Source organism: Gordonia sp. VNK1 (genome assembly GCF_040049135.1).
Taxonomy (GTDB): domain Bacteria; phylum Actinomycetota; class Actinomycetes; order Mycobacteriales; family Mycobacteriaceae; genus Gordonia; species Gordonia oleivorans.
On record NZ_JBDZDJ010000002.1, the window covers coordinates 305,513 to 319,956 of the forward strand.

The window sequence follows — 14,444 nt, forward strand, 5'->3', positions numbered from 1 at the left end:
GCAGGCGATGCGACCGGTCACGGGCAGGCATGGCGACCTGCCGGCATCGCGGGGGGATCGACGAGGGGCAGTCCGCGGCCGAGGAACGCGAAGGGACGCGGATCGCCGGTGAAGGTGAAGTTGCGCAGCACGTCGCAGAATCCCATCCGGCGGTAGAGCGACCATGCGCGGTTGCGTTCGTCGGGTATCTCGGGAGTCGAGAGCAACACGTGTCGTTCGGGCCGGTCGGCCAGGAGCTGACACAGCAACCACTGCCCGATCCCGTGTCCCTGGGCGGTCGGGTGGACGTGCAGTTCGGTCAGTTCGAAGTAGCTGTCGGTGAGGTCGTCGATGACGTGCGGATCGCGTCCGGACACGCGCAGACCGGCCCGCAGCTGCTGATTCCACCATTGGTCCCGGGCGCCGCGGTATCCGTAGGCGATGCCGACGAGGACCTCGTCGGCGTCCGGTGAGATCGGCAATCCGATGCGGCGCCGGGCGACGTCCATCGACGCGGTCGTCGCGGGGGGCAGCCGCTGCAGGGCGCCGAACGCGGTCCACCCGGTGCGTGCGATGTGTTCGCGCCAGAGTCCGGCCCGATGCAGTTCGGTACCGCGCGGATAGTTCATCGCCGTGACGTAGATGTCGAGCGCGGGCTCGAGCCAGACAGCGGAATCCTGTCCCTGCAGCCTGACGAGCCGGATCGTCACGAGGAGCCTCTCTGGTCGGATTGTCGGTGGCATCGGGCATCTTGATCTCTGGAGCGGATCTAGCTATATTGAATATGTCGAACGGGTGTTCGATGAATGTGCCTCCGCAAGCTGTTCGCCGATGCCCGACGACGACACGATCCGGTGGTGGACGAGGGAAGCGTCTGCCACCGGGCCGTGTTGAACGGTACGCGAACACACACTTGCCGATCGCGCTGCCGGGCTCGGGCGCTGCTGGGTTCGGGCGCTGCTGGGTTCGGGCGCGGAACGGGTGAGACGGGCACCACGAGGAAAGGGGATCACGATGGCACGTCGCGCACAGTCCGCAACGGTGGTGGACCCGATCGTCGTGGGTCGGGCACGTGACCTGCTGTCACGCGCGGATCTGCTCCTCGACAACGCCATCGCGGTCATCGATGACGCCGAACGCTTCCGGCAGCTCTACCTCGCCGCCCTGCGCGCCGCCGGAGCGGCGATCGCGATCGGGGAGTCCTCGCGCCGATCCACCCGCGGACTGCCGACGAACGCCTGGAGCAGGCTGGCGATCGTGATGCCGGAATTGGATTTCTACGCCGACTTCTTCGCCGCCCGATCCTCTCTTCGGATGAATATCGAGGCGGGGATCGAGCGCTCGGTGGATCCCGGCGTCGGCGCCGAGACCCATCGCCGGGTGCTGGAGTTTCTCGACGCCGTCGAGACGCTGGTCATGGCCTATGAACGCGGTGGACGCCCCTCCGCCGAGCCCTCCTTGGCGCATCCGGCCTGAGCGGATCGGTCGATCGATGGGGTCGGAAGACATGAATTCGATCCAACGGGGGCGGTTATGGTGGTCGCCGCCCGAATCACCTCGTATCATGAAAGAAACGCCGCGAGACACGTCATCGTCGAAGATCGCGGCAACGCACTCATCGATGACTCGTCGGTAACAGGTAAGGAGGGTCGGTGCCACTCTCAGAGCACGAGCAGCGGATGCTCGAAGAGATCGAAAGCGCTCTGTACGCGGAGGACCCGAAGTTCGCGTCCAGCGTCACACGTCGCCGTCTCGGGCGGTCGTCAGGTCGTCGTCGCATTCAAGCGGCGGTCGTTTTCGTCCTCGGACTGGTCCTGCTGGTGCTGGGACCGATCACCGGTCTCACGGTTGGTGGGTTCCCGATCCTGTCCCTCGTCGGATTCCTCGTGATGTTCGGCGCCGCACTCCTGGCGTTGTGGGGCGGCGGCAAGCCGGGCAAGTCGTCCGGCGGTTCGGACTCGGCCGGCCGCGGTGGCAAGCAGTCCGCGCCCAAGCGTAAGTTCACCGAGCGCATGGAGGAACGGTTCAACCGCCGCTTCGAGCACGGCGAGTGACACTCTGACCTGATCTCGGACCAGACGGTCCGCAGCTCTACCAGTCGACGGCGGCGCACACAATGTGCGCCGCCGTCGTCGTGTGTGCCATCGGCACGCCGCTACGGGTACACCGCCACCGGTACGCCAATGCCGGGTCCGCCCGTGATTCTCGACCGGTGGCCGCGCGGTTGCTCACCAGGATGTCCTTCGCAACGGTCCTGCCGTGACTGTGCGTCCCCAATCGGGCCCCATCACGCCCCGCCGGGTCCCCAGTTGGTTCCCCACCGCGCCCCACCGGGTTCTCCACCACGCCCCACCGCATTCCCCACCACGCCCCACCCGGTTCCCCACCACGCCCCACCGCGGGCCCGGGCCCGCCTCAACAGGCACTTTCTGTACCTCTGTTCACACGATCCGGGTGCTGGGCACTCGCGTGAACGACGCGCCGCGCCGCGTGTCGGTGTTCTCTGAATGGTGATTGACCTGCGGATATGGGGATCGGTGGGGAAGTGGTGGGGGCTATGGGGTGGAAAGTGGTGGAAAGTGGGGTACTGTGGGCGTCACTGGGTGAGGCGAACCGGAACGTCGGACCCGGTGGGCGGGAGGTGCCGACATGTCCGTGCGATTTGTCGGTACCTACACGCCCAAATTGGATGACAAGGGGCGACTCACGTTGCCCGCGAAGTTTCGCGACGCACTGGCAGGAGGGGTGATGGTCACACGAGGCCAGGACCACAGCCTGTCGGTGTATCGAGCCGAAGAGTTCGATGCGATCGCGGAGAGGACGATGGAGGCGTCGCGCAACGATCCCGAAGCGCGCGCCTTCCAGCGGTACTTCTTCGCCAGCACCGACGAGCAACGCCCCGACGGCCAGGGCCGGATCACCCTGGCGGCCGAGCATCGGCAGTACGCGGGACTGTCCAAGGAATGCGTGGTGATCGGCAGTTTCGATCATCTGGAGATCTGGGACGCGCAGGCATGGCGTGACTACCAGAACCAACACGAGGAGAACTTCTCGGCGGCGAACTCCTCATCGCTGAGCGCGGTGCTGTAGCCGAGAACATGGGTGCCGGACAGATGCACCGGGCTTCGGATGGTTCGAGGCCTCGCCCCGGTCCGACCCTGGCGTACTTCCCCAACGCCAGGTGCGCGACCGGGGCGAGACCCCGCACCATCGGTGGCCGCCGTAGCCGAGGAAACGATTCCGACCACATCGCCCTGCGCGGGTGGCGTGGCCGGCGCACGCGAAGGGGCACGACGGTGACATCGCAGGATGACGACGAGAGCGGCGCAACCGCCACGAATCGTCGCTCCGGCGAGCATGGTCACATCCCGGTGATGGCCCGGCGCATCATCGAACTGACGGCGCCGGCGCTCTCCGATGCCGCTGTGGCACAACCGATCTTCGTCGATGCCACACTCGGCGCCGGGGGTCACAGCGAACTCGTTCTCACCGAATTCCCCGATGCCCGGGTGATCGGCATCGATCGTGATTCCTCGGCGCTGGCCATCGCGGGCGATCGGCTGTCCGCATTCGGCGACCGGATCTCGTTGCATCAGGCCCGTTTCGACGAGATCCCCGCGGTCCTGTCCGCGGCGGGCGTCGACCGGATCGACGCCGCGTTGTTCGATCTCGGGGTGTCGTCGATGCAACTCGACCAGGCCGAACGGGGATTCGCCTACGCCGTCGACGCCCCGCTGGACATGCGGATGACCCTCGCCGACGGGCCCACCGCCGCCGACGTCCTCAACACCTATTCACATGGCGAACTCGCCAGGGTGCTCTCGGAATACGGTGAGGAACGCTTCGCCGGCAAGATCGCCTCGGCGGTGCTGCGCGAACGTGACCGCGAGCCGTTCACCACCAGCGGACGACTCGTCGAGTTGCTCTACGCCACCATCCCGGCCGCCACCCGGCGAACCGGTGGGCACCCGGCCAAACGCACCTTTCAGGCGTTGCGGATCGAGGTCAATCACGAACTCGACGCACTGCGCCACGCGCTGCCGGCGGCACTGGCCGCACTCCGGGTCGGTGGACGCGTGGTGGTGATGAGTTATCAGTCGCTCGAGGACAAGATCGTCAAGCGGGAGTTCGCACTTCGCACCACGTCCACCTCACCGCGCGGACTCCCGGTCGAATTGCCCGGAACCGCACCACGTTTCCGGCTCGTCACGCGCGGAGCAGAACGCGCCGACGATGCGGAACTCGAGAGCAATCCGCGTTCGGCCCCGGTACGGGTTCGAGCGATCGAGCGAATCGCCGAGGAGGTGACGTCATGACCCTGATCGACGACGTCGACGTCGACGCAGTGCGCGAGAGGTCGTCCGGCAACTCACGGCGGCGCCGGAGCGGTGCGGACGCGGACCGCCCGACGCGGTCACGGGCCGCCCAACGCGCGATCGATCGTCGCAGCAAACGACGCGCCGCCGACGACGCCGACGTGGCACGTGCGGCACGGCTGCGGGCCGCCGCAGGTGGCGTCGGGAATCGGCGAATCACGCTCTCGCAGCGGCTGTCCCGGGTTCCCTTCGTCGTTCCGGTGCTGCTGCTGCTCGCGCTGGGTCTGGGTACCAGCCTGTGGCTGTCGACGATGGCGGCGCAGGACTCCTACGAAATCGGCTTGGCGCGCAACGAGAATCAGGCGTTGGCCGACCACGCCGACGCGCTCAAGCGCACCTTCGAATCGGGCAACTCGGCACCGGAGTTGTCCGACAAGGCATCTGCGCTCGGTCTGGTACCCGCACAGAACCCGGCGCGCATGGTGCTCGGTCCGGACGGCAAGGTGCGGATCATCGGTGATCCGACCCCGGCCACCGGCACCCGCATGGGCACCATCAACCCGGATCCGCGACCGAACCCGACCGCACAGATCGATCCCAACAAGGTCGACGACTCGGTCGGTCTGTCCGGTTCGGCGGCGACCACCACGACCACGAGCGCCCCGGCGACCCCGACCGCATCCACCCCGACGACGTCCGCCCCGGCAACTCCGACACCGGCGCCGAACACCACACCCGTCCCGTCGTCGACGCCGAGTGGTTCGGTCGAATCGGGCCAAACGCCCACCACGCCTGCGCCGAACGTGCTGCCCACCTCCGCGCCGGCCTCCGCGGCGCCGTCGACCGGCAACCCGCCGGGCGGAAATTCCGGGGAGAACCGTTAGCGCGGTGGACAATTGACAACCATGACGACACGTGCGACCACGACCGCCGCACCCGGACGACCTGCCTCCGGCAGGGGCGGTACCGGCGTCACCCCACCGAAGCCGCCCCGCGGTTCCAAGCGTCCGGGTAAGCGTCCCGAGACGTTCGTGCTCCGCAGCCGGATCGCCGGCGTGGTGGTGCTGCTCGCGGTGATCGCCGTCGCGATCCGGATGGTGGTGGTGCACACCATCGAAGCGCCGGAACTGTCCGCGCAGGCCGCGCAGCAACGTGAGTACACCCAGGTGCTCACCGCCAAGCGAGGCGCGATCCTCGACCGCAACGGGCGGCCGCTGGCCTACACCGACGAGGCACGGTCACTGACGTTCCTGCCCAAGGCCGTTCGCGCGGCCATCAGCGCGGCCCATCACGACAACCCCGACCTGCCCGACGTCGACACGCGACTGAACGAGATCGCCACCGGCGTCTCCGAGGCGCTCGGCGGATCGATCAGCGTCGACGACCTGCGCAAGAAACTCACCGGCGACGAGACCTTCGTCTACCTCGCCCGCTCGGTGAGCCCCGAGGTCGCCTCCCGCATCATCGCCGACTATCCCGAGGTCGGTGCCGACCCGCAGAGCATCCGTCTCTATCCCGGTGGATCGTTGGCGGCCAACGTGATCGGCGACGTCAACTACGACGGCAACGGCCTCATCGGGCTGGAGGCCTCACTCGACTCCGTCCTCGCCGGCACCGACGGTTCACGAACCTATGACCGCGGTTCGGACGGGGCGATCATCCCCGGGTCCACCCGCAACGTGCACCCGGCGATCAACGGTGCGACGGTGCGACTGACGCTGGACTCCGACATCCAGTGGTTCGTACAGAGTGAGGTGTCCAAGGCCAAGCAACTCTCCGGCGCCAAGTCCGCGTCGGCGGTCGTGCTCGACTCCCGCACCGGCGAGGTGCTCGCGATGGCCAACGACGGGACGTTCAACGCCTCGACGCCGCTGTCCGAACAGCCCGACGCCGATCTCGGCAATCCGGCCGTCACCTCGCCGTTCGAGCCCGGCTCGGTGAACAAGATCATCACGGCGTCCGCGGCCCTCGAGTACGGTCTCACCACTCCCGATCAGGTCCATCAGGTTCCCGGCAGCATCCGGATGTCCGGGGTCACCGTCAACGATGCCTGGACCCATGGCGTGGCCCCCTACACGACCACCGGGATCTTCGGGAAGTCGTCCAACGTCGGCACCCTGATGCTCGCCCAGCAGGTCGGTGAGGAACGTTTCGCCGACATGGTCAACCGGTTCGGTCTCGGCAAGCTCACCGGGGTCGGACTGCCGGCCGAGAGCGGTGGCGAGGTGCCCGCCCTGAGCCAGTGGTCGGGTGGCTCGTTCGCCAACCTGCCGATCGGTCAGGGCCTGTCGATGACGCTGCTGCAGATGACCGGGATGTATCAGGCCATCGCCAACAACGGCTTGCGCATCCCGCCGCGGATACTGATGTCGGAGCAGCGGGAAGGGCAGGGCGCCCAGACCGAGCCGACGCCCGCGGGTGTGCAGGTGGTCCGGCCGGACACCGCGCGGACCGTGCGCGACATGTTCCGGGCCGTCTTCCAGGACGACCCGATGGGCGTGCAGAGCGGCACCGGGGCCAAGGGTGCCGTCGCCGGCTATCAGCTGTCCGGCAAGACCGGTACCGCCCAGCAGGTCGACCCGTCGTGCGGCTGCTACTCGAACTCCAGTTACAACATCACCTTCGCCGGCATCGCCCCGGCCGACAATCCGCGCTTCGTCGTCGGGATCATGCTGGACAACCCGCGGCGCAGTTCCGACGGCAGCGGGGGCCAGTCGGCGGCGCCGCTGTTCGGCACCATCGCCTCGTGGATCCTGCAGCACGACCGCGTTCCGCAGTCCGCGCAGCCCACCCCGAGGTTGGTTCTGCAGGCATCCTGACCGGCCGGGCGCGTCGTCGGCGGTTCACGCAAACAGTTCGAACGACGCCGCGCGACCCGCCCGGGACGCGGGGATGCCTGACGGTATCGTGAGTGCGTTCATCTCCCGCCGCGGCCGTCATCGGTCGGCCGGAGACATCCGCAGGGGGAGAGGAGAGGATCTATCGCCATGGCATCTCGTCGCGAGTCCGGCTCCCGTCGCCGGTCGGGTACCCGGGGCGCGGCCGATCTGAGTCGTCCACGGCACGTGGAACCCACCGAGGTGAGTGTGTTGTCGGCGTCCACCGGCGCCCGCCTGGACCTGGTGGGCGCGGCCACCGGATCGACCACCGTCACCGGGGTCTGTCTGCGCGCCCAGGACGTCGAGCCCGGCGATCTGTTCGCGGCGCTCCCCGGCGCGCGGGCGCACGGTGCGCAATTCGTCGCCGAGGCGATCGAGCGTGGCGCCACCGCGGTGCTCACCGACGCCGCCGGACGGGCCGAGATCGCCCGCTCGGCGCCCGCCGAGGCCACCTACGCGGTCCTGGTCGCCCACGATCCGCGCAGCGTGCTCGGCGCGGTGAGCTCACGGGTCTACGGGAACCCCTCGCAGCGGCTGAAGCTCATCGGCATCACCGGCACCTCGGGTAAGACGACCACCTCCTACATGGTCGAGGCGGCGTTGCTCGCCGCCGGACACTCCGTCGGGCTGATCGGCACCGTCGAGACGCGGGTCGACGGTGTCGCCGTTCCCAGCTCACTGACCACCCCCGAGGCGCCGAATCTGCAGGGTCTGCTGGCGGCGATGGTCGAACGTGGCGTCGACGCCGTCGTGATGGAGGTCTCGAGCCACGCCCTGGCACTCGGGCGCGTCGACGGGGCGCACTTCGCGGTCGGTGCCTTCACCAACCTCTCGCAGGACCACCTCGACTTCCATCCGACGATGCGCACCTACTTCGAGGCGAAGGCACGACTGTTCTCCTCCGGTTCGTCGGTGCGCGCGGTGCGGTCGGTGATCTGCGTCGACGACGACTGGGGACGGCGGATGGCCGAGGTCGCCGCGGCCGGTGCGCCGAGCGCCCCGATCACCGTGGCCACCACCGACGTCCCGGCATCCTGGCATGCCGGTCCGTCGACGGTGGACGCCGACGGTTCCCAGCGCGTCGAACTACGCGGTCCCGGGCGGATCGCCACCGAGGTCACCGTGCCGCTGCCGGGTCGCTACAACGTCGCCAACGCCACCCTCGCGGTCGCGGTGGCCGTGGCCGCCGGGGTCAGCGCCTCGCAGGCCGCGAAGGCGATGCAGTCGGTGTCGGTGCCGGGGCGCCTCGAACGTGTCGACACCGGTCAGCCCTTCCTCGCGATCGTCGACTACGCCCACAAGCCCGGCGCCCTCGAGGCGGTGCTGTCGACGCTGCGTGGGCAGGCCACCGGCCGTATCGCGGTGGTCGTCGGCGCGGGCGGCGACCGCGATCACGGCAAACGCCCGGTGATGGGTGCCGTCGCCGCGCGTGGCGCCGATCTGGTGATCATCACCGACGACAATCCCCGGACCGAGGATCCGGCGACGATCCGGTCGGCGATGCTCGCGGGCCTGGCCGAGGTGCCCTCCGACGAGCGGCCCGCGGGGGCGCAGGAGCGGGAGATCGGCGACCGCCGGGCCGCGATCGAGGCGGCGATCGGCTGGGCCCGGCCCGGTGACATCGTGCTGGTGGCCGGCAAGGGCCACGAGGTGGGCCAGGAGATCAACGGGGTCAAGCACCCCTTCGATGACCGTGTGGTCGTCGCCGAGGTCCTGGCCGCCGCGGCGGCCGCAGCACCGGGGGTGCCCGGTGAGTGAGGCGATCACCATTCTCGCCGCGCCGACATCGGCGCGGACCCGCGACGTCGCCAGGTTGTTGCGTACCCTCGTCGAGTCGGCCGACGGTGCCCGACGCGTGTCGCGCGGTGCCCCGCCCGGGGTGCAACCGGATCGGGCCGACGCCGAACGCACGTGGGCGATCCTCGGCGAGCTGCGCACCGACGAGGCCGACGGTCCGGTGCGCTCGGCGAACGAGCACGTCGTCGAGCATGACCTGCTCGGGCGACTGGCCGTCCGGCTGGCGGTCGACAAGGTGCTGTGTGTCGGTGCCTCGTCCCGGGCGGTGCGGGGGATGCATCAGGGTGCGGTGATGGAAGGCTCGTGGGGTGACGAGGCGCGGTTGGCCGAGGACGTCGAGGATGCCCTCGACCTCGTCGTCGCCGAACAGGCGTGGACGCCACACGCCGGTGACACCGTGCTGCTGGCCGTCCCCGAGCTGTCCCCCGAGACCGTGGCGCAGCGCTGGCGAGATCTCGGCCACGAGGTCACCATCCTTGCGGCACAAGATGATTCGGACGAGTCCGATGAACGGTAACGATCAACGAATGAAGGCGAGGACCGTCAGGTGACCCAGATCCTCATCGCGGGTGCGATCGCGGTGGCGGTGTCGATCATGCTCACCCCGTTGCTGATCCGGCTCTTCTCGCGCCAGGGCTTCGGACAGGAGATCCGCGTCGAGGGCCCCAAGAGCCACCAGACCAAACGCGGCACCCCGTCGATGGGCGGTGTCGCGATCCTGATCGCGCTGTGGGCCGGCTACTTCGGCGCCCACCTCGCCGGGGTCTTCATGGACTCCGACGCCGGGCCCAGTGCCTCCGGTCTGCTCGTCCTGGGCTTGGCGACCGCCCTGGGCATCGTCGGATTCCTCGACGACTTCATCAAGATCCACAAGCACCGCAATCTCGGTCTCAACAAGACCGCCAAGTCGATCGGGCAGTTCATCGCGGCGATCCTGTTCGGCGTCCTCGTCCTGCAGTTCCGCAACGACGCCGGTCTGACGCCGGCGGGACCGTACCTGTCGTATGTGCGGGACATCGACGTCATCTCGATGGTCTCGGTGGCCTTCGTGATCTTCGTGTGGCTGGTGGTGGCCGCGTGGTCGAATGCGGTGAACTTCACCGACGGACTCGACGGGCTGGCCGCCGGATCGATGGCCATGGTGCTCGGCTCGTATGTGCTCGTCGCCTTCTTCCAGTTCGTCAACGCCTGCTCCGGCGGCGCCAAGCCGGCCAACGACATCCCCAAGGGCTGCTACAACGTGCGTGATCCGCTGGATCTGGCGTTGATCGCGGTCGCCGGGGGCGGCGCCTGCCTGGGATTCCTCTGGTGGAATGCCGCGCCCGCCAAGATCTTCATGGGTGACACCGGATCGCTGGCGCTCGGTGGCATGCTGGCCGGCCTGTCGATCACCACCCGCACCGAACTCCTCGCGGTGGTCATCGGAGCACTGTTCGTCGCCGAGATCGTCTCGGTCGTCATCCAGATCGCGTTCTTCCGCACCACCGGACGGCGGGTGTTCCGGATGGCGCCGTTCCACCATCATTTCGAACTCGGGGGGTGGGCCGAGACCACGGTCATCATCCGGTTCTGGCTGCTGACCGCGATCGCCTGCGCGTTGGGACTGTCGCTGTTCTACGGCGAGTTCCTCACGGTCAGTGGCTGAGGCGCACGCGATGAGTGCGGACGCGATGAGTGACCACGCAGACGCCGACGCGCCGCGCGCGGATGGCCTCGACGATCCGGCGACGTGGTTGCCGGGACGATCGGTGGTCGTCGCCGGTGGCGGAACCGCCGGGATGTCGGCGGCCGATCACCTTCTCGCCCTCGGCGCACGGGTGCGCATCGCCGACGACCGGGTACACGACGGTGTGGACACCCCGACCGCCGACACCCCGATTGCCGGGGCCGCGGCGATCGTCGAACGTGGCGCCACACTGATCTCGATCACCGCTCTGCTCGCCGACGCCGACTGGCCCGCACGAACCGATCTGGTCGTGGTCTCGCCCGGGTTCGCACCCACCCATGCGGTGCCCGCCGCCGCGCTGGCCGCCGGTGTTCCCGTGTGGGGTGAGGTCGAACTCGCGTGGCGTCTGGACGTCGCGCAGATCTACGGACCGTCGCGGACCTGGCTCGTGGTGACCGGCACCAACGGCAAGACCACCACCACCTCGATGCTCACCGAGATCGTGACCGCCGCGGGTCGTGGCGCGGCCGCCTGCGGCAACATCGGGCTGCCGGTGCTCGACGCCATGCGCGCCGAACCCCGCGTGGAGGTGCTCTGCGCCGAGTTGTCGTCGTTTCAGCTGCACTGGGCGCCGTCGATCGCACCGGCGGCCGGGGTGGTGCTCAACGTCGCCGACGATCATCTCGATTGGCACGGATCGTTCGACGCCTACGCGCAGGCCAAGCAGATCGCCTTGCACGGAACGGTCGGCGTGGTCGGCCTCGACAACGCGGTCGCCGCGGGCATGCCGGTGTCCGGCCGACGGGTCGGATTCACGCTCGCCGAGCCGGGTCCCGGTGAGCTGGGCATCCGGGACGGGCACCTGATCGACCGGGCCTTCGCGCTCGAGGGGGATGTCCCCGGCGATGACGGGGTCGTGCTCGCCGACGTCGCGACCATCGCGCCGCCCGGGCCGTCCGGACAGTCCGATGCGTTGGCGGCGGCGGCGCTGGCGCGGGCCATCGGAGTCGACGCGGCGTCCATCGGCGCTGCTCTGGGCGCTTTCCGGCCCGCCGCGCATCGCGGCGAGGTCGTGGCGACCCGCGCGGGCATCGACTTCGTCGACGACTCCAAGGCGACCAATCCGCATGCCGCGCATGCCGCGGTCGCCGCGCACCGGCGCGTGGTCCTGATCGCCGGGGGACTGCTGAAGGGGGCCTCCCTGGCGGAGATGCTCACCGCGGTCGCCTCCCGCCTCGCCGGGGTCGTCGTGATCGGACAGGATCGGGATCTGATCGTCGAGGCTATCGCGCGACACGCCCCAGAAGTCCCAACAGTCACAGTGTTCACAGGGGACGATGGCTGCGTGACGGTACAGCGCGAGTTCTCCCTTCCCGCGGGATTCGATCTGCCCACAGGATCCGACCTTCCCGGGGCCCCGACCTCTCGACCGGCGACCTCCTCCGACGCCGCCGTCGCGGTGATGGACCGGGCCGTCGAGGTCGCCTGGGTCCTGGCCGATGGGCCGCGGGTCACCGCCGATGGGCCCCGGGACGCCGGTGAGCGACCCGACGCGATCCTGCTCGCCCCGGCCGCGGCATCGCTGGACATGTTCGCCGGCTACGGGCGGCGCGGTGACGCGTTCGCCGCGGCGGCCCGGTCGTTGGCCGGATCGTCACCGACAGCCGGTACCGACGAGCCGACGCGCCCATGACCCCGCGGACCGACACCGGCACAGATGCCGGCGCCGCGTCGAAGGCAGGACCCGCCGAGAAGTCGAAGGCAGGGCGCACCGAGAAGTCGAAGGCAGGACGCACCGAGAAGTCGAAGGCAGGACGCACCGAGAAGTCGAAGGCAGGACGCACCGAGAAGTCGAAGGCGCCGACATCGTCTCCGGGCGACACGGTGCCGGCGGACCCCGCGGCCGACGAGTCCACGCCGGGTACGCGTGACGGGGCCGACCGGGACACGACCGATCAGAAGCGGGATGCGCGGGCGGGTTCGGCGGGGGGCGCGGCGAAGAAGTCCGGCCGATCCGCGCGTGCCCGGAACGCGGAATCCGCGACGACGGTGACCGGGTCGCTGAGCTCGGTCGTCGGCACCATCGGCGAGGGTGTGCGGAGCCTGCTCGGTCGGCCGTTGGCGTCGTATCACCTGGTTCTCACGCTGGCGTTGCTGCTGACCGTGTTCGGCCTGGTGATGGTGCTCTCGGCGTCGTCGGTCGAGGGATACTCGCAGGACGGCTCGGCCTACGGGCTGTTCGCGACCCAGGTGGTGTTCGCGCTGCTGGGCCTGGTCGTCTTCTACTTCACGTTGCGCCTGCCGGTGCGGTTGCTGCGTCGTGTCGCGGCGCCGTTGATGATCGTCACGACCATCCTGCTGGCGCTCGTGCTGATCCCCGGGATCGGCACGCTGAGCCAGGGTGCTCGGCGTTGGTTCGTGATCTCGGGGTTGTCGGTTCAGCCGTCGGAGCTGGTCAAGGTGGCGCTGTGCGTGTGGGGGGCCCATCTGTTGGCTTCGCGCCGCCGGGAACATGCACCGCTGCGCGAACTGCTGATCCCGCTGTTGCCGGTCGGTGTGCTGATCTGTCTGCTGATCATCCTCGAACCCAACCTGTCGACCACCATCACGATCGCCATCATCGTCGGCACCCTGCTGTGGTTCGCCGGCCTGCCGATCAAGGTGTTCAGTGCCTTCGCGGTCACCGGTATCGCCATCGCCATCCTGCTGGCCCTGGTCGAGGGTTACCGATCGCAGCGCGTGATGAGCTTCCTCGGCGGCATCGACGATCCTCAGGGTGCCGGTTACCAGGCGCGCCAGGCCACCTATGCCCTGGCCAACGGCGGCGTCTTCGGGGTCGGTCTCGGTCAGAGCCGGGCCAAGTGGAACTACCTGCCGAACGCCCACAACGACTTCATCTTCGCGATCATCGGTGAGGAACTCGGCCTGATCGGCGGGCTGCTGGTGGTGATGCTGTTCGTGATCCTGGCGTTCGTCGGTTTCCGGATCGCGCATCGCTGCACCGACCCGTTCCTGCGTCTGATGACCGCCACCATCACCGTGCTGATCACCGCTCAGGCGTTGATCAACATCGGCTACGTCATCGGGCTGCTGCCGGTGACCGGTATCCAGTTGCCGCTGCTGTCGGCCGGTGGCACGTCGACGCTGACGGTGCTCGCGATGCTCGGGTTGTTGGCGAATGCGGCCCGCCACGAACCCGAGGCGGTCGTGGCGCTGTCCTCGCCGCCCACCCGTCGCTTCGGCCGGTTGTTCCGTCTGCCCACGCCGGTGGCCTACCAGCCGTCCCGGGCGGAGGTGCTGCGTGACCGCCTCGACGGCCGGCGATCCGGGGCCGCGCCGGCGCGCCGACAGCGACCGACGGCCGCCGGACCGGCCGAACCGGCCCGATCGGGCTGGCGACGTGTGTGGCCCGGCGGGCGCGGTGACGCGTCAGCGATGGTGCCGTCACCGGCTGCGCCGCCGGCGTCGCCCGGCAGGTATTCTCCTGCTCGGTATCGTGGCGCACCGACGCCCGGCGCCACCCGCGCCGGTGGTGGCCCGTCGAGAACTCGATATGCGGGTGCGCCGATGAGGTCGGAGCCGCGGGCGCACACCGGTCGCCCGGCCCGACGGTGACCGGACCCGATGACCGGGGCGAGGCCCGGGCCGGGTGTGCCCCGGCTTAAATCGGGCCGGGGTGAACCGTCCTCGGTGACCGGTGCCGCGGCGAACCCGTGGTGGGGCGAACCGTGGTGGGGCGCGGCCCGCATGACGCGCAGTGATGCACTCGGACGACGAGCCGGACCTCGGCTCACACGGAGAGGAAGC

The 14,444-nt window shown here is 69.2% G+C and carries 12 protein-coding genes; 11 read left to right on the forward strand and 1 reads right to left on the reverse strand.

Annotated features, from left to right (window positions below):
- Positions 1–17: 17 nt before the first annotated feature.
- Complete coding sequence (locus ABLE94_RS03415) at positions 18–689, reverse strand: GNAT family N-acetyltransferase (protein ID WP_348804096.1); 672 nt, start codon at positions 687–689, stop codon at positions 18–20.
- Between the two features lie 304 nt (positions 690–993).
- On the opposite strand from ABLE94_RS03415, the gene ABLE94_RS03420 reads away from it, so the two are divergent.
- The 11 genes from ABLE94_RS03420 (at position 994) to ftsW (ending at position 14,252) form a co-directional block, all read left to right on the forward strand.
- Positions 994–1,455 (forward strand): SAV_6107 family HEPN domain-containing protein, encoded by a 462-nt coding sequence (locus ABLE94_RS03420; RefSeq protein ID WP_348804095.1) that lies wholly within the window; start codon positions 994–996, stop codon positions 1,453–1,455.
- A gap of 176 nt (positions 1,456–1,631) precedes the next feature.
- Complete coding sequence (locus tag ABLE94_RS03425) at positions 1,632–2,033, forward strand: SCO2097 family morphological protein (RefSeq protein ID WP_348804094.1); 402 nt, start codon at positions 1,632–1,634, stop codon at positions 2,031–2,033.
- A 595-nt stretch (positions 2,034–2,628) separates the two neighbouring features.
- Complete coding sequence (mraZ, locus tag ABLE94_RS03430) at positions 2,629–3,069, forward strand: division/cell wall cluster transcriptional repressor MraZ (RefSeq protein ID WP_348804093.1); 441 nt, start codon at positions 2,629–2,631, stop codon at positions 3,067–3,069.
- 284 nt (positions 3,070–3,353) lie between these two features.
- Complete coding sequence (gene rsmH, locus ABLE94_RS03435; RefSeq protein WP_425476133.1) at positions 3,354–4,295, forward strand: 16S rRNA (cytosine(1402)-N(4))-methyltransferase RsmH; 942 nt, start codon at positions 3,354–3,356, stop codon at positions 4,293–4,295.
- On the forward strand, positions 4,292–5,179 hold the full coding sequence (ftsL, locus tag ABLE94_RS03440) for a cell division protein FtsL (RefSeq protein ID WP_348808057.1): 888 nt from the start codon (positions 4,292–4,294) through the stop codon (positions 5,177–5,179). The genes rsmH and ftsL overlap by 4 nt, the downstream gene beginning before the upstream one ends.
- A gap of 21 nt (positions 5,180–5,200) precedes the next feature.
- Complete coding sequence (locus tag ABLE94_RS03445; RefSeq protein WP_348804090.1) at positions 5,201–7,114, forward strand: peptidoglycan D,D-transpeptidase FtsI family protein; 1,914 nt, start codon at positions 5,201–5,203, stop codon at positions 7,112–7,114.
- 168 nt (positions 7,115–7,282) lie between these two features.
- On the forward strand, positions 7,283–8,932 hold the full coding sequence (locus tag ABLE94_RS03450; RefSeq protein ID WP_348808058.1) for a UDP-N-acetylmuramoyl-L-alanyl-D-glutamate--2,6-diaminopimelate ligase: 1,650 nt from the start codon (positions 7,283–7,285) through the stop codon (positions 8,930–8,932).
- Entirely contained in the window at positions 8,925–9,488 is a 564-nt protein-coding gene (locus ABLE94_RS03455) for a UDP-N-acetylmuramoyl-tripeptide--D-alanyl-D-alanine ligase (RefSeq protein ID WP_348804088.1), read from the forward strand. The genes ABLE94_RS03450 and ABLE94_RS03455 overlap by 8 nt, the downstream gene beginning before the upstream one ends.
- A gap of 30 nt (positions 9,489–9,518) precedes the next feature.
- Entirely contained in the window at positions 9,519–10,616 is a 1,098-nt protein-coding gene (gene mraY, locus ABLE94_RS03460; RefSeq protein ID WP_348804087.1) for a phospho-N-acetylmuramoyl-pentapeptide-transferase, read from the forward strand.
- Positions 10,617–10,641: 25 nt separating this feature from the next.
- Positions 10,642–12,330: a UDP-N-acetylmuramoyl-L-alanine--D-glutamate ligase gene (gene murD / locus ABLE94_RS03465; protein ID WP_348804085.1), complete on the forward strand. Its 1,689-nt coding sequence runs from the start codon at positions 10,642–10,644 to the stop codon at positions 12,328–12,330.
- Positions 12,327–14,252 carry a putative lipid II flippase FtsW gene (gene ftsW / locus ABLE94_RS03470; RefSeq protein ID WP_348808059.1) on the forward strand — a complete coding sequence of 642 codons (1,926 nt, stop codon included), beginning with the start codon at positions 12,327–12,329 and terminating at the stop codon, positions 14,250–14,252. The genes murD and ftsW overlap by 4 nt, the downstream gene beginning before the upstream one ends.
- Positions 14,253–14,444: the final 192 nt, after the last annotated feature.

Coding starts and splice junctions, on each gene's coding strand:
- ftsL (WP_348808057.1), top strand. CDS start 4,292: ATGACCCTGATCGACGACGTCGACGTCGACGCAGTGCGCGAGAGGTCG.
- mraZ (WP_348804093.1), top strand. CDS start 2,629: ATGTCCGTGCGATTTGTCGGTACCTACACGCCCAAATTGGATGACAAG.
- ABLE94_RS03445 (WP_348804090.1), top strand. CDS start 5,201: ATGACGACACGTGCGACCACGACCGCCGCACCCGGACGACCTGCCTCC.
- rsmH (WP_425476133.1), top strand. CDS start 3,354: ATGGCCCGGCGCATCATCGAACTGACGGCGCCGGCGCTCTCCGATGCC.
- ftsW (WP_348808059.1), top strand. CDS start 12,327: ATGACCCCGCGGACCGACACCGGCACAGATGCCGGCGCCGCGTCGAAG.
- ABLE94_RS03450 (WP_348808058.1), top strand. CDS start 7,283: ATGGCATCTCGTCGCGAGTCCGGCTCCCGTCGCCGGTCGGGTACCCGG.
- ABLE94_RS03420 (WP_348804095.1), top strand. CDS start 994: ATGGCACGTCGCGCACAGTCCGCAACGGTGGTGGACCCGATCGTCGTG.
- murD (WP_348804085.1), top strand. CDS start 10,642: ATGAGTGACCACGCAGACGCCGACGCGCCGCGCGCGGATGGCCTCGAC.